The sequence below is a fragment of the Fictibacillus gelatini DSM 15865 genome (assembly GCF_000430745.1).
GTDB lineage: Bacteria > Bacillota > Bacilli > Bacillales > Fictibacillaceae > Fictibacillus_A > Fictibacillus_A gelatini.
The window spans coordinates 1-24,684 of record NZ_AUMP01000031.1 but is presented as its reverse complement, the minus strand read 5'-3'; the positions used below and the strand labels follow the sequence as shown (position 1 = coordinate 24,684).

The 24,684-nt window shown below is 39.0% G+C and carries 22 protein-coding genes and 4 pseudogenes; 20 read left to right on the top strand and 6 right to left on the bottom strand.

Features of this window, described 5'->3' with window-relative positions:
• Positions 1 to 265: 265 nt before the first annotated feature.
• Positions 266 to 961 carry a YukJ family protein gene (locus tag H538_RS0114040; RefSeq protein WP_026678154.1) on the top strand — a complete coding sequence of 232 codons (696 nt, stop codon included), beginning with the start codon at positions 266 to 268 and terminating at the stop codon, positions 959 to 961.
• A 25-nt stretch (positions 962 to 986) separates the two neighbouring features.
• Here H538_RS0114040 and H538_RS23930 read toward each other — a convergent pair whose 3' ends face one another.
• The gene (locus tag H538_RS23930) at positions 987 to 2,270 is read right to left on the bottom strand and encodes an MDR family MFS transporter (RefSeq protein ID WP_051291487.1); all 1,284 of its coding nucleotides are present in this window, start codon (positions 2,268 to 2,270) and stop codon (positions 987 to 989) included.
• 114 nt (positions 2,271 to 2,384) lie between these two features.
• On the opposite strand from H538_RS23930, the gene H538_RS0114030 reads away from it, so the two are divergent.
• Positions 2,385 to 4,112: an SgrR family transcriptional regulator gene (locus H538_RS0114030; protein ID WP_026678153.1), complete on the top strand. Its 1,728-nt coding sequence runs from the start codon at positions 2,385 to 2,387 to the stop codon at positions 4,110 to 4,112.
• Between the two features lie 77 nt (positions 4,113 to 4,189).
• Here the strand turns inward: H538_RS0114030 and H538_RS0114025 are convergent, their stop codons facing one another.
• Positions 4,190 to 5,140, bottom strand: a complete 951-nt coding sequence (locus H538_RS0114025; protein WP_026678152.1) for a DMT family transporter — start codon at positions 5,138 to 5,140, stop codon at positions 4,190 to 4,192.
• A 117-nt stretch (positions 5,141 to 5,257) separates the two neighbouring features.
• Here H538_RS0114025 and H538_RS0114020 point away from each other — a divergent pair, with 117 nt between their 5' ends.
• The 3 genes and pseudogenes from H538_RS0114020 to H538_RS25605 all read left to right on the top strand — a co-directional run.
• Positions 5,258 to 6,664, top strand: a complete 1,407-nt coding sequence (locus tag H538_RS0114020) for an aminotransferase-like domain-containing protein (RefSeq protein ID WP_026678151.1) — start codon at positions 5,258 to 5,260, stop codon at positions 6,662 to 6,664.
• A 63-nt stretch (positions 6,665 to 6,727) separates the two neighbouring features.
• Positions 6,728 to 7,064 (top strand): annotated as a pseudogene (locus H538_RS23925) (GNAT family N-acetyltransferase); the annotation flags it as partial.
• Positions 7,061 to 7,144, top strand: a pseudogene (locus H538_RS25605) (SDR family oxidoreductase); the annotation flags it as partial. The pseudogenes H538_RS23925 and H538_RS25605, both read left to right, overlap by 4 nt.
• Before the next feature lie 62 nt (positions 7,145 to 7,206).
• Here H538_RS25605 and H538_RS0114010 read toward each other — a convergent pair.
• Both H538_RS0114010 and H538_RS0114005 read right to left on the bottom strand, forming a co-directional pair.
• Positions 7,207 to 7,782: a DUF2238 domain-containing protein gene (locus H538_RS0114010; protein WP_026678150.1), complete on the bottom strand. Its 576-nt coding sequence runs from the start codon at positions 7,780 to 7,782 to the stop codon at positions 7,207 to 7,209.
• A gap of 11 nt (positions 7,783 to 7,793) precedes the next feature.
• Positions 7,794 to 8,372 (bottom strand): DUF2238 domain-containing protein, encoded by a 579-nt coding sequence (locus H538_RS0114005; RefSeq protein WP_026678149.1) that lies wholly within the window; start codon positions 8,370 to 8,372, stop codon positions 7,794 to 7,796.
• A 267-nt stretch (positions 8,373 to 8,639) separates the two neighbouring features.
• Here H538_RS0114005 and H538_RS0114000 point away from each other — a divergent pair, with 267 nt between their 5' ends.
• From H538_RS0114000 to H538_RS0113980, 5 genes and pseudogenes are all read left to right on the top strand, one after another.
• Positions 8,640 to 10,457: an assimilatory sulfite reductase (NADPH) flavoprotein subunit gene (locus tag H538_RS0114000; RefSeq protein WP_026678148.1), complete on the top strand. Its 1,818-nt coding sequence runs from the start codon at positions 8,640 to 8,642 to the stop codon at positions 10,455 to 10,457.
• A 25-nt stretch (positions 10,458 to 10,482) separates the two neighbouring features.
• Positions 10,483 to 12,201: an assimilatory sulfite reductase (NADPH) hemoprotein subunit gene (gene cysI / locus H538_RS0113995; RefSeq protein WP_026678147.1), complete on the top strand. Its 1,719-nt coding sequence runs from the start codon at positions 10,483 to 10,485 to the stop codon at positions 12,199 to 12,201.
• Positions 12,202 to 12,358: 157 nt separating this feature from the next.
• Positions 12,359 to 13,464 (top strand): annotated as a pseudogene (locus H538_RS23920) (metallophosphoesterase).
• Positions 13,465 to 13,552: 88 nt separating this feature from the next.
• Positions 13,553 to 13,996, top strand: coding sequence for a GNAT family N-acetyltransferase (locus tag H538_RS0113985; protein WP_026678146.1), 444 nt, complete (start codon positions 13,553 to 13,555; stop codon positions 13,994 to 13,996).
• Positions 13,997 to 14,152: 156 nt separating this feature from the next.
• Positions 14,153 to 14,515 (top strand): VOC family protein, encoded by a 363-nt coding sequence (locus tag H538_RS0113980; protein ID WP_026678145.1) that lies wholly within the window; start codon positions 14,153 to 14,155, stop codon positions 14,513 to 14,515.
• Positions 14,516 to 14,646: 131 nt separating this feature from the next.
• Here the strand turns inward: H538_RS0113980 and H538_RS23915 are convergent.
• A pseudogene (locus H538_RS23915) lies at positions 14,647 to 15,495 on the bottom strand (alpha/beta fold hydrolase).
• 559 nt (positions 15,496 to 16,054) lie between these two features.
• Here H538_RS23915 and H538_RS0113970 point away from each other — a divergent pair.
• The 7 genes from H538_RS0113970 to H538_RS0113950 all read left to right on the top strand — a co-directional run bounded on the left by H538_RS0113970 (position 16,055) and on the right by H538_RS0113950 (position 22,113).
• A complete protein-coding gene (locus H538_RS0113970) occupies positions 16,055 to 16,693 on the top strand; it encodes a PDDEXK family nuclease (RefSeq protein ID WP_026678144.1) in 639 nt (212 codons plus the stop codon).
• Positions 16,686 to 16,991 carry a hypothetical protein gene (locus H538_RS23910; RefSeq protein WP_035350942.1) on the top strand — a complete coding sequence of 102 codons (306 nt, stop codon included), beginning with the start codon at positions 16,686 to 16,688 and terminating at the stop codon, positions 16,989 to 16,991. The genes H538_RS0113970 and H538_RS23910 overlap by 8 nt, the downstream gene beginning before the upstream one ends.
• Entirely contained in the window at positions 16,946 to 18,652 is a 1,707-nt protein-coding gene (locus tag H538_RS23905) for a DDE-type integrase/transposase/recombinase (RefSeq protein ID WP_154657980.1), read from the top strand. The genes H538_RS23910 and H538_RS23905 overlap by 46 nt, the downstream gene beginning before the upstream one ends.
• Before the next feature lie 16 nt (positions 18,653 to 18,668).
• A complete protein-coding gene (locus tag H538_RS27065) occupies positions 18,669 to 18,929 on the top strand; it encodes a hypothetical protein (protein WP_322786413.1) in 261 nt (86 codons plus the stop codon).
• Positions 18,901 to 19,665: an ATP-binding protein gene (locus H538_RS23900; RefSeq protein ID WP_322786412.1), complete on the top strand. Its 765-nt coding sequence runs from the start codon at positions 18,901 to 18,903 to the stop codon at positions 19,663 to 19,665. The genes H538_RS27065 and H538_RS23900 overlap by 29 nt, the downstream gene beginning before the upstream one ends.
• Before the next feature lie 11 nt (positions 19,666 to 19,676).
• A complete protein-coding gene (locus H538_RS0113955; RefSeq protein WP_026678143.1) occupies positions 19,677 to 20,999 on the top strand; it encodes a hypothetical protein in 1,323 nt (440 codons plus the stop codon).
• Positions 21,000 to 21,492: 493 nt separating this feature from the next.
• Positions 21,493 to 22,113 carry a DUF4030 domain-containing protein gene (locus H538_RS0113950; protein ID WP_026678142.1) on the top strand — a complete coding sequence of 207 codons (621 nt, stop codon included), beginning with the start codon at positions 21,493 to 21,495 and terminating at the stop codon, positions 22,111 to 22,113.
• A gap of 135 nt (positions 22,114 to 22,248) precedes the next feature.
• Here the strand turns inward: H538_RS0113950 and H538_RS0113945 are convergent, their stop codons facing one another.
• Complete coding sequence (locus H538_RS0113945) at positions 22,249 to 22,674, bottom strand: hypothetical protein (protein ID WP_026678141.1); 426 nt, start codon at positions 22,672 to 22,674, stop codon at positions 22,249 to 22,251.
• Between the two features lie 200 nt (positions 22,675 to 22,874).
• Between H538_RS0113945 and H538_RS0113940 the strand changes: the two genes are divergently transcribed.
• The 3 genes from H538_RS0113940 to H538_RS23890 all read left to right on the top strand — a co-directional run.
• Entirely contained in the window at positions 22,875 to 23,810 is a 936-nt protein-coding gene (locus H538_RS0113940) for a tyrosine-type recombinase/integrase (protein ID WP_026678140.1), read from the top strand.
• Between the two features lie 26 nt (positions 23,811 to 23,836).
• Complete coding sequence (locus tag H538_RS25600) at positions 23,837 to 24,376, top strand: HNH endonuclease (RefSeq protein ID WP_081412666.1); 540 nt, start codon at positions 23,837 to 23,839, stop codon at positions 24,374 to 24,376.
• Positions 24,377 to 24,458: 82 nt separating this feature from the next.
• On the top strand, positions 24,459 to 24,684 hold a 226-nt coding region (locus H538_RS23890), incomplete at its 3' end, for a transposase (RefSeq protein ID WP_026677951.1).

Here is a 24,684-nt window from a genome sequence, read left to right as displayed (position 1 = left end):
ATTGAAGTTTCGGAAAAGAAGAGGGCATAAAACCGGGGGAGGCCAGTTCCTTCTTCTTTTCCTACTGAGGGTCAAGCTTATTCCACATTTTACACCAACGCTTTAAAGTTGTAAATATCAAAAGATAACAAAAATTCAGATGGTTGGAATTACCTTTTTTATCCGAAAGACTCTGTTTTAACCGGGCCAAAAGCCTCTTGTTTTATAAGGGATACGTTTATACACTTTTACATATGTCAGTAACCATCACCAGAGGAGGGTTCCAATGCCAATTAGCCACTATGGTGTATTAAAAGGAAAAGTGACGGATTCGATGAAAGGAAATGAAGACAGCCCTCATTACCAGGTCCTCGTTGAAGATGATCAAGGGACTAAGTACCGAATAGCGATCAACATTAAATCGCAATCTTATCCTTCTGAAGTTTTGTACTTTGTTAGCGACGATTTTAATTCTGGCAATATTACGCTGCTGCCTGGCATACCGTCCGGTTTTACAGAAATTAACGATAATCGTTCAGGGCTCGCCCTCGATTATATTCGCGGAAATTTATTTGACCCTAAGAAAATGATTCCATTGCCGGCAGATACACCGGGACCGGACAACGATTTAAATGATAAAATCAACTACTATATTGAAAAGGCTAAAAATGAAAAAGCGGTCATTTACGCATATGGAGATAAGTGGGGACCAGAGCCCGATAAACCAGATCAATATTTTAACTTTTTGCCTGGCAACGGCATCCATGATATCCATATGAACCAGGGCAACGTTGGCAAATGGGAAAAAGATAATGGAACATGGCAAGATGGCGGCGTTTTAATTTATTTTGAGGAATCTCAAAAGTGGATCGGCATTTTTTTGGCTTTCCAATCACAGTCATGGTGCACGGATGACCAGGGGAATGCGACTCGCCCCGTCAGTGAATGCAACTATTTGAATGCCGGAAAATCTAAAAAATAACTCCGCGCGGAAGCGGAGTTATTTTTTATGATGGTACTTTCTTCGTAGCCAGATGTGAAGGATTCGGCTGTTCCTTTGTTGTTCTCATCCGAATCCCTAACGAGCAAAAAACGATTCCTAAAACGCCAAGCAAAATATAGAGCATTCCCATTCCAATCCCGCCAATTGCCTGGCCTGCAATAATGCCCAAAGCGCCAACCATTTTGCCAATTTGAAAAACGAATCCATTAAACGCCATATACGCCCCGCGGCGAGAGTCATCAACGATATCTGCCAATAATGATTGTCTTGTCGGGACATATAAAAGTTCACCGATCGATAAAACAATGACGGCCATAAAGAGCAATAGTACATTGTTTGAGAAAGCAAGAAACGAATAACCGAATCCAAATAAGAGAAATCCTGTATACATGATCGGTTTGTCAGGTTTATGGCGGATCCATTTGGATACGAAAGCAGTAAACAAGACAATTATAACTGTATTGACGACTGTTAGAAGACTTAACAGCTTTACCCCGTCAACTATCAGATGTCCCATTCCAATCAAAGAAAACGTTTGAGGAATAATTTCTTTTTCCAATCTTACGGCAATAAAATTGTTTCGCTGAAATTCAATGGATAATACAGCGATGCCTCCTAATGTAAATAAGAGGAATGGCCAGTCTTTCATAACCGATTGATAGCTTTGAATTAGCGGTTTTAAGCCATACGAGCTTGTTGAACGTTGGGACGGCTTCATTTGATACGTTTCGATAATTAATGTGGCCGTCATCCAAAGCGTAATAAGCGACATCACAAAAAGCGCAACAATCAGCTCAAAGAAATGGCTGTTATATAGCCAGCCGCCGACGATAAGCCCGAGCATAATGGACAAATTGACAGCCCAATAGTTAATGGAATACATAAATGCACGCGTTTCTTTCGTACTGACGTCAATTAACATCGCTTCCGCTGCCGGATTGACAATCCCTGATGAAATGCTGATGGCAAGCAACATGAAAAACGTCATCCACGCTGATGTAAACCATGGGGAGTTCGCCAGAAGCATTCCGAGAAAAGCGATAACTTTCATCCATTCACCTGCTACCATCATCCGCTTTCTTCCGAGTGTATCGGCCAAATGCCCCCCGTATAAGCTCGCTATAAACTGGACGACCGTCTGGATCATCAATAAAATTCCCGCCCATGATGCATTCAGTTCTTTTGTAAAATAAATGGCCATAAAAGGAAAGATCATCGAGCCGATCACGCGGCTTAAAAATGACGTATAAATTCTGATTCGAATATTTGGGTGTAGTTCTTTAAACATTGCTACAACCTCCTTTTCAAATTATTTTGCACTTTCAAAAAGGGGTTAAAAAGGGTACAATTCAAATAAAAATGTCCCCTTTTATCTTTTATATAGAAGCTCAAGGAGAAAGAAATGAAAGACATATCTTATTTTCAAATGAGGGCTTTTCTCTATCCAAGGGAAACTCAATTATCAGCCCCGTTTAAGTTACATGAATTAGAAGAAATATGGTTTTGTACGTTGAAAAATGTAAAACGGAAGCTTAAAAAGTTCGAGGATGACGGTCGTTTAGAATACTTGCCCGGAAAAGGGAGGGGACACTTGTCCCGGGTTATTTTTAAACAGCCATTTCAAGAAGAAGTCCGGAAAACGCTTGACGAATATGTAAAAGACGATCAGCTTGATTCGATTATCCAGCTGATGCAGCTGCCGATTCCAAAATCATGGTTTACTCATTTTGTAGGAGATGTACAAACGTTATTCGGTCTGCAGAAAGAGAATGGATCCAAAGATACGCTCCGTACGATTATGTCACGAAACATAACAACTTTGGATCCTTTGTTTGCATCAATTGCGTTTGAATCCTTTTTAATTCAGCAGCTTGGCGACACACTTGTCCGTTATGATGAGACGGCGGATTCCATTGTGCCACATCTTGCACACCATTGGACGGTTAATGAAAACCATACGGTATGGACGTTTTATTTAAGAAAAGGAGTCCGTTTTCATCATCAAAGCGTTTTAACGAGTGAAGATGTCATTCATTCGTTTCAACGCTTTATTAAGTACTCTACTCCGAATTTTTGGCTAGTTCAAGAGATTCTTTCGATCGAAAAATTGTCAGAATTCACCGTCCGGATTACTCTTAAAAAACCAAACCCGTTTTTTCTTCGATATGTTGGTTCCGCCAACTTATCTATTTTACCGAAGGATATTCCATTTGATGAACATCAATGGATCGGGACTGGTCCTTTTCTTTTAAAAAAACGTTCAGAAAAACAGCTGATTCTTGAAGCTTTTGATTATTATTTCCTTGAGCGGCCGTTTTTAGATGAAATTGAATTTTGGCGGGTCTCTCAGGAAACGATGCAGGTGATGACCTATCAGGTGGGGAAGGAAATCGAATGTGACCATCCCATACAAAAACAGGAAGTGGAAAACGGATTTCGTTTTCTTTCGTTCAATTTCAGGAAACCTTCAATCGTCCATCAACATTCTTTTAGAAAAGCGGTCTATCATTTATTGGATATAAAAGAAATGTGGAAAGAATTGAGGAGGGGAAAACTGGTAGAAGCATCAAGCTTTTTCCCGCAAAAATCTTCACCGGTGCTAAAAAGTCGTAGTCTTGTAAAACCATTGTTAGAAAAAGCTGGCTATAATGGAGAAACACTGACCCTTTTTTCCTTTAGCCATCCAAAAGCGATGGAAGAAGCTGAATGGCTGGTGAACAGGGCGAAGAAGGAAGGACTACGGCTTCGAATAGAAAATCTTGAAATGAAAGACTTCTATACTTCTAAATTAGAGAATGAGGCCGATCTTGCATTTATGGGAGAAGTTTCTTCAACAGATGCTCACTTATCATTTCTGGCTGCCTTTTATAATAATGCCCTTCTTTTTCGCAGGTTTTTGAAAGAGGATGATCTTTGTTTGATCGAAGGGTGGCTGGATCAAATGAAACAAGAAACAACGTATGAAGGCAGGGAGGCATGGATTGATAAAGTGGAGGACTACATTAGGAACGAGCATCTTTTCATTTTCACGCACCACCCGATTAAATACCGAACGTTCCATCCAATGATCCAGGACATTCAATTCCAATCATACGGCTATGTTGATTTGCGAAAATTATGGATTCAATAGATAAAGGGCAATAGCCGACATTCTAAAAGAATATCGGCTATTCAACCTTCGTTTAATTATGCTTCTAAAAATAAAAGTCAACTATTCTCCGCTTCAGCAGTACAAGTGTTCTTCTTTCGGATTTTTGGTAGTGTATTTATTTGGATTAACTTCCTCAACGAATCGATATTTACTAAAATAATACCGAGAATAATCGTAATCACCCCAAACAACATAAACCATGAAAATTGTTCATTATACAAGAAAATCCCCAACCCGAGTGCAATTAACGGGGAGATGTAAAGCCAGGTTGATGGAAATAAGGGGTTGGTTTTCGCAACAAGCCAGTAGTAAATCGTATGTCCTAACATGGACCCTGCAATGATTAAATATAAGAGGGATCCGATCGAACTTCTTGTTGCCAGTGTTTCGATGTGAATAGACTCCGTGAACAATGATAAAATGAGCAGCATCGCCCCGCCGTACATCATTTGAACGGCATTTAATGCCACAGGTGATTCATCCACAAAACGTGGAAGAATATGTTTGGAATACAACGTGCCCGATGCATAGCAAAGTTCTCCAGCCAGAATCGTAATGCATCCGATCATCCAAAAGAAACTCACTTTAATTGTCATGCCAGGCAAAATCAATAAAACGACGCCGGCAAATCCAACCAGGCAGCCGATCAGTGATTTTCTGGAAACCTTTTGCCTCAAGAAGAGCGTTTGAATCAACAGAATCATAATCGGGCCGGTAGCGGATAATACGGCCGCTATTCCAGAAGTAACGTAGTTTTCAGCCCAATACAGCGTTGCAAAGGTGCCAAATGTCAGCCCCATTCCCGTAAATAGCAATTCTTTTCGATAAAGAAGGGAAAAATTCGTTCGTTTTTTCAAAAGCATCCATATCATCAGAATGGATCCCGCAAGCAGAAAACGAAGGCCTGCCATGAATAAAGGCGGCGCGCCCGAATCGATTCCGATTTTTATGGCCAGGAAAGTCGTTCCAAAAATCAAGCACATCAGTACATAGTTGAAAATGATCATTTAAGTTCCTCCTCTTTTATAAACATCATAAAAGCTAAAGGACAGAACAGATATGATACAATAGAACAGATGAAGTTGGCAATTGGTTACAATTAAAGCTAAAAGGGCGTGGCGATCATGAAACCCTCTGATTTAATAACTAAAAATTCAAGCCGTCTTTTTGAGCAAATTTACGACCATATGATGAATAGAATAGAGCGGGGGGATTGGAAAGAAAATGAAAAGCTCCCTTCTATCAGGGCACTGGCTGAGGAATTGAACGTCCACCGCCTTACCGTCTTCAAAGCATATCAATTACTGAAACAGAACGGTAAAGTATATGTAAGGGACAAATCAGGCTATTATGTCATGCCGGAAAATAAACCGTTATTTCAACGATTGGATTATCCAATCCTATCGTCTTATGTACAAAAAAGCCACTTATCCGAAATTCATGGCATACCGGCCACTTATCAATTTTCTCAAGCCCTGATTGACCCCACTCTTCTTCCAAACTATTATTTTTCGGAATATGTGAAAAAGGTATTTGATCTTTATCCGAAAGTGCTTGGAACGTATTCTTCCGTGCAAGGAGATGAAGAGCTCAGGGAGTCTCTCGCCTGCTATTTTTCAGTGCATGAGGGCATCCAGGCAACATCAGACGATTTATTAATTACAACCGGCGCACAACAGGCTATCGATTTAATTGCAAAAGTTCTCATTAAACCGCAAGATGTAATATTAATAGAGCGGCCGACGTACAGTGCAGCCATCGATATTTTCAGGCAGCAGGGCGGACGAATGATCCCGGTAGAAATTCATCCCGATGGTTATTGCTTAGAGCAAGTTGAATTGAGTATGAAACACTATAGGCCAAGACTCTTTTATCTCAATCCTACTTTCCATAACCCGACTGGCTATACAGTCCCACAAGAGCAGCGCAAACAGTTGGTCGATCTCGCTGAACGTTACCAATGTCTTCTCGTAGAAGACGACTCTTACCGTGACATTTATTTTGGAGAGGAGCCGCCTCTGCCTATTTATTCATTTGATACGGATGGCTGGGTCATGTATGTCCGCAGCTTTAGCAAGTATATAGCCCCAGGTCTAAGGATTTCTGCTGTCGTAACCAATCCATCACTAATGAAGCATCTTTTAACCGCGAAATCGCTTGCCGACAATGGCACGCCTTTGTTGAACCAGAAAATTTTCTTGCATTACTTCAAATCCGAGCGGCTCCGGAAACACCTGGAAAAGCTCCGGATCGCCCTGAATATCCGAAAGGACGTCATGGAAGAAGAACTCAGGGAAACAGGTTGGGAATGGTTAAGTCCAAAAGGCGGGCTTAATTTGTGGATCAATTTGAAAAATAAAGAATCGATGGAAGAACTGCTTGCCAAAAGCATTGAACAATCCATCTCGTTTGTTCCCGGCTCTATTTTTGATCCGAACAGGGAGCTTGAGTCATGGATTCGGCTGAGCTTCTCTTATATTAATGAAAAGCAAATAAGGGAAGGGATGAAGCGTTTTGTTAATCTATTCTAAATTACACGGAAATTTGCAACGAAATAGCCGGTGTTTTTATGAAACAAATTTGGAGGATTAATGGTGTTGAAAATACGAAACGTAAACATGGGAGATTTGCCTGAACTTGTAGTCATTGAACATCTTTGTTTTACAAAAAAAGAGGCAGCAACGAAGGCAGCGTTTATAAAACGAATTCAATTCATTCCGGATAGTTTTTTGTAGCTGAAGAGGACGGTTCGATCGTAGGGTTAGGTAATGGACAGTCATTGCAGCCCCATATATTACAGACGACTTATTTACTGATATAAAGCCAAATCCAGTATCTGGAGGTCACCAAAGCATTTTAGGATTAGCAGTATCTCCACATTTTCAAAAACGTGGCATAGCATCAGCGCTACTTGAACATCTTGAACGGAAATGGTCGCTTACTTAGCATCAGATAAAGCAAATTACATGACCGGTTCGATTGTCGTCGTCGACGGCGGATTAACTTTATAATGGATGGCAAGGGGCTGTCACAAAAAGTCATGTTTTATGACTTTCTGGACAGCCCCATTTAGTTATTGATGATTTACTTTCACTTTTGTCCTTATTCCAGACCATATGGCAATAATGAGCCCGCCGACAAGATCGGCAATCAAATCCGTCATCGTATCTTTATTGCCGCCGCCCTGAAGTGTCATGCCGAACAATTGATCCGAGCTAAATTCGTATATCTCCCATAAAACACCGCCAAGCAATGCAAAAGAGAGTGTAAACAAAAAGACAAACCATGGGGATATCGCTTGCCCCGCATCTCTATGCACAAGTCTTTCATAGAGTGCCACTGCAGTAAAAGCGAGAATAATTCCGCTTATGACGTGCATAAACGTATCCCACCAGCCAAGGCCATACAATCCGACGATAGATCCTAAATATTGCGATCCAAATAAAAATATCAAGTATGAAATGACGATTGGCAAATTAAATTGAAGCTTTGTGAAAAGGGCCAATAATAAAGGAACTGCACCGCATACAATACCGCCAATCGCAACGAGTGATTTAAACGATTCACCATTTGCATAATAATAAATGGATAAAATCACCATAAATAGCACGTAAATTGAACTAAGTATAATGACAAGCTTGCGATTCATCGTATCACCCCTTATCCTCGGATTTTTTGGGTCTTTAAGCTAAAGTAAAGAGAAAGAAGAAAGCCGCCGGTCAGGCCGCAAATCAGATCATACATTGTATCCTTATTACCGCCTCTTTGCATCGTATGTGTAAAAAATTGATCTCCTGCAAACTCATAAATTTCCCATAAAACAGTCGCAGTGACCGCAAGCGAAAGGAGAAAAAGAAAGAAAATCCAACGCGAGATGCCTTTTCGGACTGGCTGAGGAATCAATACTTGATACAAAGTGATTCCAATATAGCTTACGAGAATGCCTTTATAAAAATGCAAAGAAGAATCCCACCATTTGTATTTCAAATAAAAACTTTCGATGGATCCTAAATAGGTCGTACAAAAAATTAACACATAGTAACCAAGCAATGACGGAATATTAAAAGGATTGTTTTTTAAAAACAATAAAAATAGAGGCACTGCGCTTACACCGATTCCTCCAAGTGCCACTTGCCAGCGGGAAGAATCGTCCTTCATAAAGTAAACGATAAATAATACAGCGAAAAATACGATAAGTATTTCACTAAAAATAATGATTATTTTTTGTTTCAATGCCATCACCTATTTCCAAAAGAGTCCTTATCAATATGTCCATATTTATGCTGGTGAAACCATAGTTGGAAGTGATCGATGAATTTCTCTTTTGTTTCGGCCCGATTTTTTAATAAAAATGGTTTTAACTTAAAAACCAACTTGACTTATAGGAATAATATAGATATGATAAAAATTAATTTTTAATAAAAAGCGAATTGTACGAATTGCTAAAACAAGTCATTTAAATATAAGTGAATGATGAGTTTATATTTTTTTGTGAGGTGGGTATCGTTGCAACTTCAGGTAATCAACAGTCCATTTAATGAGGAGCAGGTGGAGCTCCTTAACCGTCTTCTGCCAACTTTGACCGGGTCTCAAAAAGTCTGGTTGAGCGGATATCTTACAGCATTCCATTCTTCTTCGGTAGCAACTTTAGACGATAACGTAAGAGCATTTCCCGCCAGAAACCATGAGACGCCGATTTCAAAGGAAGTTACCATCCTTTTCGGTTCACAAACTGGAAACGCACAGGGACTTGCGAAAAAAGCTGGCAAAACGCTCGAGGAAAAAGGGTTTCAAGTAACGGTCTCGGCAATGAGCGATTTCAAGCCGAACAACTTAAAGAAAATCCGAAACCTTCTAATAGTTGTGAGCACACACGGAGAAGGCGATCCACCTGATAACGCGCTCTCGTTTCATGAATTCCTTCATGGCAGACGTGCCCCGAAACTTTCCGATCTAAACTATTCTGTACTGGCATTAGGTGACAGCTCATATGAGCATTTTTGTCAAACAGGAAAAGAATTTGATCAGCGGCTGAAAGAGCTCGGGGGAACACAACTTTATCCGCGGGTTGACTGTGACGTTGATTTTGATGAGCCGGCAGGTGAATGGTTGGACGGAGTGCTTGGCAGGTTAAGTAAAACGGGGGATACCAATGCCTCAAACAGGCCATTAACAACACAGCAAACAGCAGAATCAACGTATTCAAGATCGAATCCTTTTCAAGCAGAAGTGCTTGAAAATATAAATTTAAACGGCCGCGGTTCGAATAAGGAAACACGCCACCTTGAGATTTCCCTTGAAGGGTCTGGTTTATCCTATCAACCGGGCGACTGTCTTGGCATCTATCCAGAAAACGATCCTTCACTTGTAGACCAGCTTCTTGAAGAGCTGAAATGGGATGCTGAAGAAAGTGTAACCATTAATAAACAGGGAGACATCCGATCTCTTAAAGTAGCTCTTACTTCCCATTATGAAATTACGAATCTATCAAAATCGCTTCTTGAGAAGGTGGCTAAGCTATCGGAGAATAAAGATTTATGGGAACTTTTATCTCCAGGCAATGAAGAACGATTAAAAGCATATATAGAAGGACGCGATTTGCTTGATTTAGTCCGTGATTTTGGTTTATGGGGGGGATCAGCACAAGAGTTTGTTTCCGTACTCCGTAAAATTCCACCACGACTATATTCGATCGCAAGCAGCCTGACTGCAAATCCGGGCGAAGTGCATTTGACGATTGGCACTGTCCGGTATAATGCACACGGACGTGAACGTAAAGGGGTTTGCTCCAGCTTTTGCGCTGAACGCCTTGAGCCGGGCGACACTCTGCCTATTTTCATTCAGCATAACGAAAACTTTAAGCTGCCGGAAAATCCGGATACGCCGATCATTATGGTTGGACCGGGCACAGGCATCGCACCGTTCCGTTCCTTTATGCAAGAGCGCGAAGAAATAGGTGCCGAAGGAAAATCGTGGCTGTTTTTCGGAGATCAGCATTTCGTAACGGATTTCCTTTATCAGACCGAATGGCAAAAATGGCTGAAAGACGGCGTGTTAACGAAAATGGATGTTGCGTTTTCCCGGGATACGGAGGAAAAAGTCTACGTGCAACACCGTATGCTTGAACATAGCAAAGAACTGTTTGAATGGCTCGAGGAAGGGGCGGCAGTTTACATTTGCGGAGATGAGAAAAATATGGCTCATGACGTCCATCACACGCTGCTTTCGATTATCGAAAAAGAAGGCGGCATGAGCCGTGAAAAAGCAGAAGCCTACCTTGCCGATATGCAACAGAAAAGACGCTACCAGCGGGATGTATACTGATTATGGAATAGAAGGAGTTTTCGACATGGTCAATAATAGTTTAAAAGCACCAGAAGGCCCACCAAGCGATGTTGAGCGGATTAAAGAAGAAAGCAATTATTTGCGCGGTTCATTGAAGGAATCGATGCTTGATCGAATTAGTAGCGGCATTCCTGATGATGACAACCGCCTTATGAAATTTCACGGCAGTTACTTGCAAGATGACCGGGACCTAAGGAATGAACGGCAAAAGCAAAAGCTTGAACCTGCCTATCAGTTTATGCTGCGTGTCCGCTTGCCAGGCGGTGTAGCGACTCCAGATCAATGGCTCGTCATGGATGAATTGGCGCAAAAATACGGCAATGGAACCTTGAAATTGACGACAAGAGAAACGTTCCAAATGCATGGGATTTTAAAATGGAATATGAAAAAAACGATCCAGGAAATCCATGCAGCTCTTTTAGATACGATTGCGGCATGCGGCGATGTAAACCGTAACGTCATGTGTACCTCGAATCCATATCAATCGGAAATTCATGCCGAAGTTTATGAATGGGCAAAAAAATTAAGCAATGATTTATTGCCGCGTACAAGAGCTTATCATGAAATTTGGCTTGATGAAGAAAAAGTGGCAGGCACACCGGAAGTAGAAGAAGTTGAACCAATGTATGGTCCGCTTTATTTGCCAAGGAAGTTTAAAATCGGCATTGCTGTTCCTCCATCCAATGATATCGATGTTTTTTCTCAAGACCTCGGGTTTATTGCGATTGTGGAAGATGGGAAGCTTCTCGGTTTTAATGTCGCTATCGGCGGCGGCATGGGGATGACGCACGGTGACAAAGCAACATACCCGCAGCTCGCTAAAATTATCGGCTTCTGTACGCCAGACAAACTTTACGAAGTCGCGGAAAAAACGATCACGATTCAGCGAGATTACGGAAACCGCTCCGTCCGCAAAAATGCACGGTTCAAGTACACTGTTGACCGGCTAGGGCTTGAGGTCGTCAAGGCTGAGCTGGAAAACCGCCTTGGCTGGCGACTTGATGAAGCAAAGCCGTATCATTTCGAGCATAACGGTGACCGTTATGGATGGGTGAAAGGTATTCAAGGGAAATGGCATTTCACCCTGTTTGTCGAAGGAGGCCGCGTTACGGACTTTGATGATTACAAGCTGATGTCGGGCTTGCGTGAAATCGCTAAAATCCATACCGGAGATTTCCGCCTGACGGCAAACCAGAATTTAATGATTGCCAATGTTTCCAGCCAGAAGAAGAAAAAGATCGAGGAGCTTATCGACCAATACGGGTTGACAGACGGGAAACAATATACTGCGCTTCGCCGCAGTTCGATCGCCTGTGTCGCTCTTCCTACATGTGGTCTCGCAATGGCGGAGGCTGAACGCTACTTGCCAAGTCTTATCGATAAAATTGAGAAAATCGTTGAAGAGAACGGCTTGCAGAACGAAGAAATTACGATCCGCATGACGGGGTGCCCGAACGGTTGTGCGCGCCATGCACTCGCTGAAATTGGTTTTATCGGCAAAGCGCCGGGAAAATACAATATGTACCTTGGCGCGGCATTTGACGGCAGCCGCCTGAGTAAAATGTACCGTGAAAACATCGGGGAAGAGGAAATTTTAAAAGAATTGCGGATGCTTCTTTCCCGCTACGCCAAAGAACGAGAAAAAGGTGAGCATTTCGGCGACTTTGTCATCCGCGCCGGGATCGTTAAAGCCACAACAGATGGCACGAACTTTCATGACTGATTGATTGCTATAAAGATAGCCAGTCTATCATTTCAATAGGAATGATATGACTGGCTATTTTTGAATATTTTTCTGAACAAAAAGGAGCAAACATGAAGTTTGTCGAAGTATACTGGTAAACGAAATAAAGTGGGTAACAAGTAAAGGAGCATTACCTTTGAACAAAATTAAACAATTATCACTCCCGGCGAATGCAAGAGTTATTGTAATCTCCGATATTCACGGAGAATTAGAGCTTTTTAAAAGGTTGCTAGAAAAGGTGAATGTTGAAGCGTAGGATTACTTAATCATCAATGGCGACCTTTGTGAAAAAGGCAGCAACAGCAATGGCGTCGTAAGGTACTTAATGGAACTTTCGGCTAATCATCCAAACGTTTACGTCATAGAAGGGAATTGCGATACGTTAGTAGAAGACCTATTGAATGAAAATCCAAAGTTAAATAACTACTTACGTACGAGAAAGCGTTCTTTACTCAACGAATGGCTGAAGGAATTGGGGTATTATGTTAACTATGAAACGAACGTCAAAGATACAAAAAAACGTTTAATCCATCATTTTTCAGAAGAAATGAAATGGCTGTCGGATTTGCCAACTGCGATCGAAACAGAAGACTATATTTTTGTCCATGCGGGTTTAGAAGAGATTGAGAATTGGAGAGATACAGATCGGGCGACTGCCTTAACAATGCCATCTTTTCTGGAAAAGTCACATCACGCAGACAAGTTTGCCATCGTCGGGCATTGGTCGGTTGTCAATTATAGTTCACATGTCCCCTCTCATAATCCGATCATTGACCGTGAGAAAAAAATAATTGCCATTGATGGAGGAAACGTCATTAAACCAACCGGACAATTAAATGCGTTTATCATTGACAGGTCGCCTTCCGAAGATAGATTTTCGTATACATACGTGGATCATTTGCCGAATGCTAACGTGTCAGAAGAATACCATGCAGAACTTGAAATGTTTGGTTCGATTGCATATCCATTTTATGATGTTGTTCCGGTTAAAAAAGGCGAACACTTTTCTTTATGCAAACAGCAAGAAACAAACAAGCTGCTGCATGTAAAAAATGAATATCTTAAACAACAAAATCAACCAGGGCTTTTAACTGTGAAAAGTGATTTATCCTGTGCGCTATTATCCGTAAAGAAAGGAGAACTCGTTTCCATCATCGATGATAGCTGTTCCGGATATGACTTAATAAAAAAGACGGGGAAGTCGGCTGGATACGAAAAGGCATACTTGTTAATACAAACTAAATTTGCAAAATAGATAAAGGGAAAGATATTTTATGACTTCTCCTTCAGAGATTTCATTGTGGCAACACTCATCCAGGAGGGGATTAACTTGAAATATGAGGCGTTCACGAATTTAGAAGTAGAATCGTACTGGTATAACAGCATGTGTTCACTACATGAAAGCATTTTTTCATCGAAAAGATCCGATACGATCAAGGAAGAGTTATCCTGGAGACCTCAGTTCCTTATACTGGTTGCAGTACATAAAGACCGTGTTGTTGGATATAAAATCGGCTATCAGGATCGCAAGGGCAGGTTCTACAGCTGGCTGGGCGGAGTTGATCCGGAGTATCGCAATCAAGGGATTGCATCAAAACTCATGCTTAAACAACACGAATGGTGCAAGGATCAGGGTTATGATGTGATCCGCACGCAAACTAAAAACAAATGGAAGAACATGCTCATTTTAAATTTACGCCATGGATTCGATATCGTTGGAACATATACCGACGAAAAAGGGGAACCGAAAATCATTTTAGAGAAAAGGCTTTGACACCTCCACGGCTAAAGCTGATGGGATCCTTCGGTAGTTAGCGTGCAGTCCAATTGTTATATACTTATATACTAAAGAATAAATGATAATGAGAATACGTGATTCTTGGTGGTTAAACGAGATCGCAAAAATAAAACAAATAGGAGTTGAAGTATCATGCAGCGTTTATTTATTTGGGTCGAAATTCCCGTTAGCAACATGGAACGAGCCAAAACGTTTTACGAGCAGATTTTTAAGATTGAAATGCCAAAAATGGCGATGGGTGATTGTGATTATGCGTTTTTCCCTGTTCAGGAGAAGTTTAATGGGGGGGCTCTCGTTCAAGGCCCAAATCACAAACCAGCAGTAGACGGAGTCACTGTGTATTTGGACGGAAGCCCCGACCTGGCAACAATTCTGTCACGGGTTAATGAGGCAGGTGGAAAGGTGATAATGGAGAAAACGTATACTGGCGAGGCCGGCTATTTGGGGCTCTTTCAAGATTCTGAAGGAAATCGCATCGGACTACAGCATTTGTGACCTTCCACAAACGAGATATTTCTACCTGTTTCCCGCCCTAAAGCAGCCCTGTGACTGAGCCTTTAAGCCATTAGGATGAAAAACATCTTTAACGGCAGTACTACAAAAAATAGCAACAATATTTTTTGTAGTTATAGGATATTATTTCTGAAATGAATAAGTTCTTTCTCGAACCTTTCAGCCTCTTCAAGGAAAGGATAATGGTTGCTCTTATTGAATATGACCAGCTTTGAATTAGGGATCTGCTCATGCATTTCGAATGAATAAGTTACAGGGCATTGCACATCGTATTTTCCGCACATGATTAATGTTGGGGTTGAAATCAACTTTAATTTTTTTGTCACATCAAATATTGGATACTCCCGATTAAAGTAATTTAACCGGGCTGCGGACATTTTCTTCTTAATGCCTAAGTTAAATAACTCATGATACTTGTCCGGCTCATATAAGGACAATTTTGTTCTTTCGGATGAAAGCTCATTTCTTTTCTTTGCAGATAAATCGGAGCGCTTTAACGTTTCGATTAATTCCTGCATCCGGTTAAATTGAGGATGCTTTGGATTATAAATACAATCCGCTGAAAATGTCGAATAATCCCTTGCTGCTGCTCCAACAATGACAGTAAACTTCAAGCTGCTTGAAAAATGGATGCCATAGATAACGCCTAACATACCACCGGTTGAATGGCCGGCAAAGCCCCATTTCTTATAACCTAACGTTTCACGAATGGCTTCTAAATCAAATATGGTTTCCAACATGCTTAGTTGGTAAGACTCATAAGCTTTTTCCGAGTTCCCGACTTCTCTCAAATTAATTAAAAACACTTTATTGGTCTTTGTAAATGCCTCAGCGAATTAATCGCCTGTTTCATTAAATTCAGAGTAGAGATGTGTGACACAAAGAGGCTCACCTTCACCTTTTACAAATATTTCAAATGTCCCGCGATTTGTGCTTAATAAATGGTTTATCCAACGATTCATCAGTTCCTCCAGTTGTCTTATTTTTTATTTCTTTTCTTGAGCAAGGTCATTAAATCCTTTAATAATCGGAATCATTCACAAAGTTTTCATTTTACGCCTGGTAACAGCTACGTTGGTCCCGGGGTAATTTTTATCAAATTTTTCTATGTATATGGAATAATAAAGATAGCAATAGATGCGGCTTTCTCTAAAGGGCGGTCGGCTCACTCCCAAAGAGAAAAGGGGGATGATGCCTGTGACAGTTGCTGAAGCAATCACTATAATGATGTCATTTGGTACATTTTGTAGAAGGACATAATAGAGGGTTCATAATGTAATCAAAAATCACCATTAAACTAGTAATTTACAATTTTAATGAACCCACTTTTAAGTCCTACGAATGGTACATAAAAGTGGGTTCATTGCCGTTTCAGAAGGTAAAAGTGGGTTCATTATTTCCATTACTAACAGTAATAAAAAGGCAGAATCCTACAAAATAATTTAATATCAAAGAAGGAATTAGCAGATTCATGTAGAATTTAAGAAATTGTTTGTAAGCTAGATCGCGAGGTGATAATTCATGTATTCACCGATTCCAATTAAGCGAAGTAGTAAGTTTGGAAACAACTATTGGGAAGCGTATAGCCCAAAAGTTCAAAGAAATGTTCGTCTTTTTAGTGACTTAGAATATGACTATTGGATTCTAATTGAAACAAACCCGAAAATACAAGCTTTCTGTGAAAGACCACTTGAAATAAAACAAATTTACAACGGAAAAATAGTAAAAGCGATGTTCGATATGTGGATTAAATGGGAAAACGGAGAGGAACAGTTTGTTGAGGTTCAATATTCTGTTAGCAATCGATCCGTTAAACTTGCCTCGATTATCCAACAACTATGGTGTAAACATCACCAAAAAGACTTTCTTATTAAAACAGAAAAAGACATTCGAGAAAACCATATTTTACTTTCAAATATGAAAACAATCTTACCTTACATAAGCAATCGTCCTCATCCCGTTGAAACAGACTTATACAACATAAAAAGATATCTCTCCAAAGTAAAAAGATGTACAATCGCTGAATTAGACCATTATTTGGCCCTCGACCGTATTAGAATAAGAGAAGCAATCTTTTGGCTCCTATATCATGGACAAATACAAGCAAATGTTGATACTACCCCGATTGGTTCTAGTTTGGAGGTGTGGACGAATGTCTAGAAATAGATTTTTTGAAAACGATAACATAAATCCAAAACATTTAGACACTTCATTATGGCCAAATGTTTTATTGGATCAGATTGACGATGAATTTAAACCTGTCTTTTTAAAAAGAAAACAGGCGGTTGAACTATATCTTAAAAACGACAAAATGTTAAAGGAAATTTCAGCCCTTACTGGTATCAGCCCTTACTGGTATCAGCCCTTACTGGTATTAGTAGAAAACATATTCGTGAATATACAAAACGATGTTTGCAAACGGACGAATATGGAGAAATATGGGGATTTAGAGCATTAATCCCTTATAAACATATAAAACAATATAAACGTAAAAATTTATCCCATGGCGTATCAACAAATTTAGTTGGCGCTTTTGAGTTACTTCTTGAAACTTATCCTTCCATAGAAGAGACTATACGTAATTACTATTTAAAAAACCGCAAAAAGACCTCTAAGATTAACCAAAAAGTTCTTCATAAAAAATTTCTAAATGCTTGTCGTGAGATTGGCCTTACACTAAATGACTATCCCTTTAATACAGAAACCAATGCTAAAAAGGCACTTCAGCGCTATACAAAAAAACTAGAAAAACTTCACTTTCTAAATCACGAAGCCCAATCAAAGCATGATTTTTTTACAAAAGAAAATCAAAATTCCCCTTTGCTTATTCGTCCTTATCAACGTGTTCAATTTGACGGTCACCGCATTGACACAGCTATAGCTGTCGTTTTTAAAACCCCTGAAGGGGACGAGGTTATCGAAGTTATGAACCGAATTTGGCTATTAGTCATTATTGATGTTGCTACAAGAGCGATTTTGGGTCATCATCTTTGTTTAAACAAAGAATACTCATCTAGCGACGTCCTACGTTGCATACGAAATGCAGTCGTTCCCTGGAAACGCAAATCGTTAACCATCCCAGGTTTAAAGTATTCTTCAAATGGAAGCTTTCCCTCAGATTCATTGAAAGAAGCACAATGGGGTTTATGGGATGAGTTCCTTTATGACAATGCCAGAGCAAATTTATCAAACATAGTACGTGATCGTTTAACACAAATCGTTGGTTGCGCCGTGAATGCAGGGCCGGTTCGTGTGCCAGAGCGTCGAGCCATTATTGAAAGATTTTTTAAAACGTTAGAAGATAACAGTTATCATCAATTGCCAAGTACAACAGGCAGTCATCCTAGAGATCCTTTACGAAAAGACGCGGAGCAAAAGGCTATTAAATATAGAATTTTGTCCTCACATTTGGAGGAAATTACGGACGTCCTTATTGCCAATTATAATGCAACTCCACACGAAGGGATCATTAATTTAACCCCGTTAGAAGCTTTGCAACAACGTGTTTCACGAGGTATGCTTATTCGAACAATCCCTGAGGAACAAAGAAATGAGGTGGCATTTTTCTCGATGAAAGTAGAACGAGTGATCAAGGGAAATAGGCAACACAGAAAACGGCCGCATATTAATTTTGAAGGCGTTGTGTATCACAATGAAATTTTATCGCGTTCCTACGATTTAATCGGAACGAAACTAACTTTATTGGTTAATACCGAAGATTTAAGATCCATACATGCCTATTTACCGGATGGAAGTGAATTTGGAACATTAACTGCGTCAGGAAAATGGGGGATTTCCCCACATGATTTAAAAACAAGAAGATTACTCAATAAACTGCGTAATCGAAAAATCATCCATGTCTTAAATGAGGATGACCCTGTTGAAATTTTACAACGGTACTTAGAATCAGAATCAAGGAAAAAAAAGAATGTCAGAAATACACTGTCCACATTAAATCGCTATCTCGAAGAATATTCATCTAAGGAACTAAACGATCAGAAGAATCTTGAAAAAAGCAAAAAGCAGAACGAATTAGAAGGATTAGAAACACGACAGAAACATGAACAATTGACAGATAAACCTTCTTCAAGACGATTGACAAAAACTATCTCTTATTAAGAAAGGAGGAGAAGTGTTGAAACTGGAACAAATGGTAAGTATTTCTGAACAATTGGGAAGACCTTACGTTCCTAAAGGAAGCCATCCAGTTGAGAATGGGAGATACCTTATTGCCACAAATGAAATTGATCGATTATTTGAATCGATTTGCCAATGGATTGATAACCGAGCTCCCGGTGCGATCGTTTATGGCAGACCTCGTTTAGGAAAAAGCAAGGCTATTGATTACATTATGAAAATCTTACCTGATGAATATAAAAAACCTTCCTGTTTATAAGATCATCTGTCGTCACTATAAAAATGCGAATGAAGGCGTATTTTTTGAAGATATATTAAAGGATATCGGGCACAATTTGGCCTTTAGTGGAAAGGCCAATATTAAACGGGATCGATTAACTAGATTTTTAATTGAACAAGGAGAAAAGTCGCAGCAACATCGGATCATTTTGTTTTTAGACGAGGCTCATCGGTTACACGAGTTACATTATGGATGGTTGATGGATATTTATAATGAATTAGATTGCGTAGGTATTCATCTAACCGTAATTCTTGTTGGCCAAAATGAATTACTTTATCAACGATCAGCTTTCATACGGGCAAAAAAAGCGCAAATTATAGGAAGATTTATGGTTCATGAATACGAGTTTACCGGTATTCGCAACATTGAAGATTTAAAACCTTGTTTGTCAGGATATGATCACGATTCAGAATACCCCATAGGAAGTGAGTGGTCGTATGCCCGTTATTTTTTCCCGGAAGCCTTTAATAAAGGATACCGTTTGGAACACTGCGCAGAAGAATTAATGAAGATATTTAATGATTTACGACGGAAAGCTGGGCTAACAAAACCTGTGGAAATTCCGATGCAATACTTAACGTTAACGGTAGAATATGCGCTTCGAAAATTTGGAGCTAACGGACAGAATTTGGACTGGTTAACTACGGCTTGCTGGGAAGAAGCCATATTGAAGTCGGGTTACGTAGAAGCAGAAATTCATCAGGAGATCATATAGGGGGAGGGAAAATGCCGATAAAAAGAAGATTTCTATATATAAACGACGCCTCCCCGTTGCAATCACAACCATTTACTTGGCGAAAGGAATGGATATCTCCTTATGAATCCCCCTGGAGTATATTTGAAAAGTTTAAATATGCCAATCGAGCTACGGTTAAGGATTTATTTGATTTGTTCGGTACAACATATAGTAAAAGTCTAAAAGCTTCGAATTTAAGCCAAAAAGCTTGCAATTTAATTACTTTAGAAGGATTAGACGAATCTTTATTAAAGAAAGCCTTCGGTTTATCCATCAAAGAGGTTAATAGACGTACCATTAATATGCTCACCAACATTTTCCAGAAAGACGATCAGCAACTCTACTTTCATACAATATTAAAGCTTTGTCCCAAGTGCATTAAAATAGGGTACCACAGTATTTTTCATCAATTTAGTCTGATTCATCGTTGCCCATTTCATAATGTTTCATTTGTTGAAGGTTGTCCCAAATGTAAAAGGACAATGTTTTATCAATTAACGGATCGGTACACAAAGGAGCCTTTTCGATGTAAATGTGGCCATCTTTTATTTTCACTAAAAAATGGGCAACGCTATCCAGTTGCCTGGAAACAAATGAGTATTCAAAACCAATTTAATCCCTTAAAATATTGGATTACTTTTAATTTAAATAATGTTCATGAAAAGTTTTTTCTAAATATTCATCCTGACTCGGATTTGCAAAAAAATGATGGAGTGATGGAATTTATATTAGAAGCTGTTTCGTCAAACTATAAGACCAATCGATCGGAGATTCACCGAAAAGTTACATTTTCATCTCGAATTTGCAATTTACAACTAAAAGATGAACACTATGAATTCAATTTAAAAAAGGAAATATATCAATCATCGAGGGATACCATAAGGTCCATCGTGTCACATATTCAAAAGATTTTTGATAATCATTCCAGTTGTATTAGGCGATTGACCACATTAAATTTCAACTATAGTCCATACAAACCATTCAAAAATTGCCCCTATGCTTTTTCATTTGTACATTGGAGGCAATTTATTGAAGGAGCAGACAGTGTCTATGACTTGGGCTTAAAACGAAAAGAGGTTCCATTTTTCAATTCGACTGAGTACTATTTTGCTACGAATCAAGATCATAACTACTTGAACGACCTTCTTTTTTGGCTTAGAAAAGCCTGTCAAATCGAAAATATCGCTACATTGAAATGGATAATAAACCGTGTTATGAGCCATTTGACGGTTAATCATCTAAAAAATTGGTTAAGAATATCACATTTGTATGTGAAAAAAAGGTGGTGTTTTATGCTGCTCCATTTAATTTAGAGCATTTGCCATTTTTCTTAATCATCATTCCCAAAAATCAATCTCACCCGATTGAATTTCATTGGTGGACAAGTAAAGAAACTCTTCATATCGATAACCTTTTACAAACGGATTTGGCTTGTCCATTCGTTACTGAACGAAATTATAACAATTTCTTTTTATGATTCAAGATGGCGGAGATTTTTGCATATGCTGTATTATTCCATTGATCCAAAAGGCGATTGCTCCCCCAATTGCTTTTTTTTCAATGCAAAAAAAGTTATTTACTTTTAACGATCTAAAGCCGCATTCTTCGTATGAAAAATGAGGCTACTAGGGATAGAGGTAGCTAACGTCCTATCTTTCGCAAAGTAGATACCAGTAATTGGACAGATTGCGTTTAGGTGTTCAATTGCTGGTTTTACCCCAACAAGGGTTTGGTGAATAAACTCGAATAAAAAAGAAAAAACTAAACCAAATAATACAAAAAGCTTTACATAAGGGGGACACTCTAGTGAATAACTCAAGACAATGGCTGCTTAGTGGAACTATTCTTTTATTCATGCTAGGAATGATATTTATACCTCAAATTGCTATAGCAAAATCTGAAACGAATCTAAATTGGCATATGCAATTACATAAGGGACTAAAAAAAATATGCAAAGGTTGTCACGTTGACCCTATTTCACAAAAAAAGTATATATATATTACAGTGCCTAGTACAGAGAAAAAAACAGTTGACAATAAGGTACGAAAATTCGTTGATAATGTTTTAGAAGAACATGGTTATGATGCTTATACGGTGAAAGTTGTAAGGAAAAAAAAGATAAAAAATCAACTAAATGAAGAAAAAGTAAGACGATGGATGATAAAGATAATAAATCCTATTAAAGATGAAGTAATCGGCAAAACTAAATACCAGACATACGATATAGCGATTGACTTTCATCCCGCTCCTACAAAGTTGATTTTTAAAACCTATATTAAAAGTTCAGATTTGATGGCAAAACGGAAAGCAAAAAAAATCGAAGCTATGATAAAAGATTATATTAAAGCAGAGCAATTGGATCAATTAATCGATGGAGAGCCTTATAAAATAATTGTTAGAAGCAGGGACAATAAAGAACTAAATTAATCAGTTAAGCTTTTTCATTGTAATCAATGTTTTATATATATTAAGTGTAGTATAGATAATGGATATCAACAAAGTAAAAACTGAGAGTGAGCAATTTTTTTCTCATTCTCAGTTTTTACTTAAAATTTGTTTCTCTTAGTCCCAAAGCTGGAGACGTACATATTCCGATTGATATTCTGCAACTCCAACACAAACCTGTAATTCAGCCTTACCATTATCACCATCTGGTTTTATTGGAAAAGAAAGAAAGTCATTAGCAAAACGTGAACGCGTTTCATAAAGTTCGTCAACACCAGTTCCATCAAGCTCCCAAATCCATACAATCCATGTATTCCCAGGTAGTGAATTATTTGAGACTTGAACCGCAAAATCACCGCCACCCGAAGTTGTATTTACACAATTATCAAAACTCTTCTGATAATCTTTGTATAACCAAAACCATGGATTGTCATATTTGGCATCCCACTCTCCTGCCCCCATCATTGGACCATCTTTAGCAAATGCTGATGTTGGAATTAACAAAACCCCAACCATAAGACATACTGAAATAAGTTTTTTCATTTCTATCCCTTCATCCCCTTATAATGTAAATTTTTTGTCACAAATTTTACATTCGATTTAAAATTAAAAATACCTTCCTTTTTTGTTTCTTTAAGATATTAAAGAAACATTCACTTAACGAAAGTGTAGATAGAAGTAAGAAAGAGTAAAACCTATTGGGGTATAAAACTCGTAACAGAAATTTTTCAGGAGGGAAGAGAATGTCTAACGTCATTCCATTACATCAATCCAAACCTTTGATTGAAGAATACAAAGCGTATATTTCTGGAAAATCAGCGAAAACGATTGATGCATACATACGTTCTATTCATCAATTGACAGAATGGATTTCAGCTAAACCCGGAAGTGCAGGAAAATTCCAACCGGAGCAATTTACAAAAACGGCTATGGAAATGTATTTAAGTTATTTAGAGGACGAGGGATATAGTATTAACCATCGAAATCGTATCAAATCTGCAGCATCCAGTTTTGCACGCTGGTTAATTGAGGAGAAGGGATTACTACAGCAAAATCCGACTCGAGGCGTTGACATTCCACCACAGCCATTATTAGCTCCGCGTGAATTGAGTAAAGATCAGCGTTATGTATTGAGAAATCTTGTGGAACGGGAAGGTGATCTCCGAGGAAAAGCAATTTTTGCACTTGGATATTGGGCCGGGCTTCGTATAAGTGACGTGTCTTGGTTAATGGTAAAAGATACTTACATCGGTCCGAAAATCGGGTGGCTACGTGTCGGATACAAAGGAGGGAAGAGGAGGGAGATTGATTTATTGAACCAGGTACGCCGACCACTTTCCAATTACTTGGAGCATGGAAAACGAATAAAGGATAGCCCATATGTCTTTACATCACAACGCTGTGAACAGTTAACAGAGGCAGGAATTCACCACTGGTTTAGAAAACTAAAGTCACTAGCAACTAAGGATGAATGGGATCTGATTCATGATGTAACGTTCCATCATTTGCGTCACGACTTTGCACACCGTGCCCGGGAATCTGGTTGGACCATTGAAGAAATCGCATATTATCTTGGTCATGTCACAAAAAAAGGTACACCGGCTATTGCTACAACTGCTCGTTATACTCAGGTAAGCAGGAAACAAATCAAAGAAAAACTGTATCAAATTAAAGGTTAGTTAGGAATAAAATGCAGGTGTTTACTATGAATTTAAGACATGCATGTCCTCTCTATAAAAAATGCAAGATTTGCGAACAAATAAAATATTATTCTGAATTCCCACCTAGAACCGGGCGAAAGCGCAGTTCCGGAGCAAGGAAATCTTATTGTAAAGTCTGTGAACCTAGAAAACATGAAAAAATTCTTCCTGCAATACCGTGCAATTATAGCTTTGATATATCACTATTATCGTACGGTGACATTAAAGTGAAGGAAAAAAAGAAAAATGGAAGATTTTTTGAATACTATGTTCCTGTACAGATTGCTACACAACTGGTTACTGAAGAAGCTGCAGGGATTGTTCACGAAGGGTTGATTCATAAATTATACAACAAAGAGGAATTTCGGCATTTGATCATCGAAAGAAGCTCCTATACCTGTTTTTACTGCGGAAAATATGGTGATACAATTGACCATTTAACCCCAAAGTCAAAAGGTGGATTAACTACACCAAAGAATTGTGTTTGCGCATGTAAACGATGTAATCAGTTGAAAAATGATGATGATGTAAAATATCTTGTGTAAGTCAAAGAAGGCCTTCTCAAAATAAAAAAAGTAGGGTACTCTCGGAATTGTCGAAGATTCCAGAACGAGAGGAGACCCTACTATGAATTTTAGTATAACTGATATTCTGTCACAAAATCAATTGGATCAAATGGTAAAGGATTTTTTGAAAGAGAAGATTGAATTCCTGCTTCAGGAGGAGATCAAGAATTTCATCAAAGTAGAAAACCCGGATCAAAAGCTGCAGCGTAACGGCTATTACCCACGGGGCTTAGACACGAAGTACGGACGAATAGAAGAACTCAGTATCCCCAGGGATCGGCAGGGGC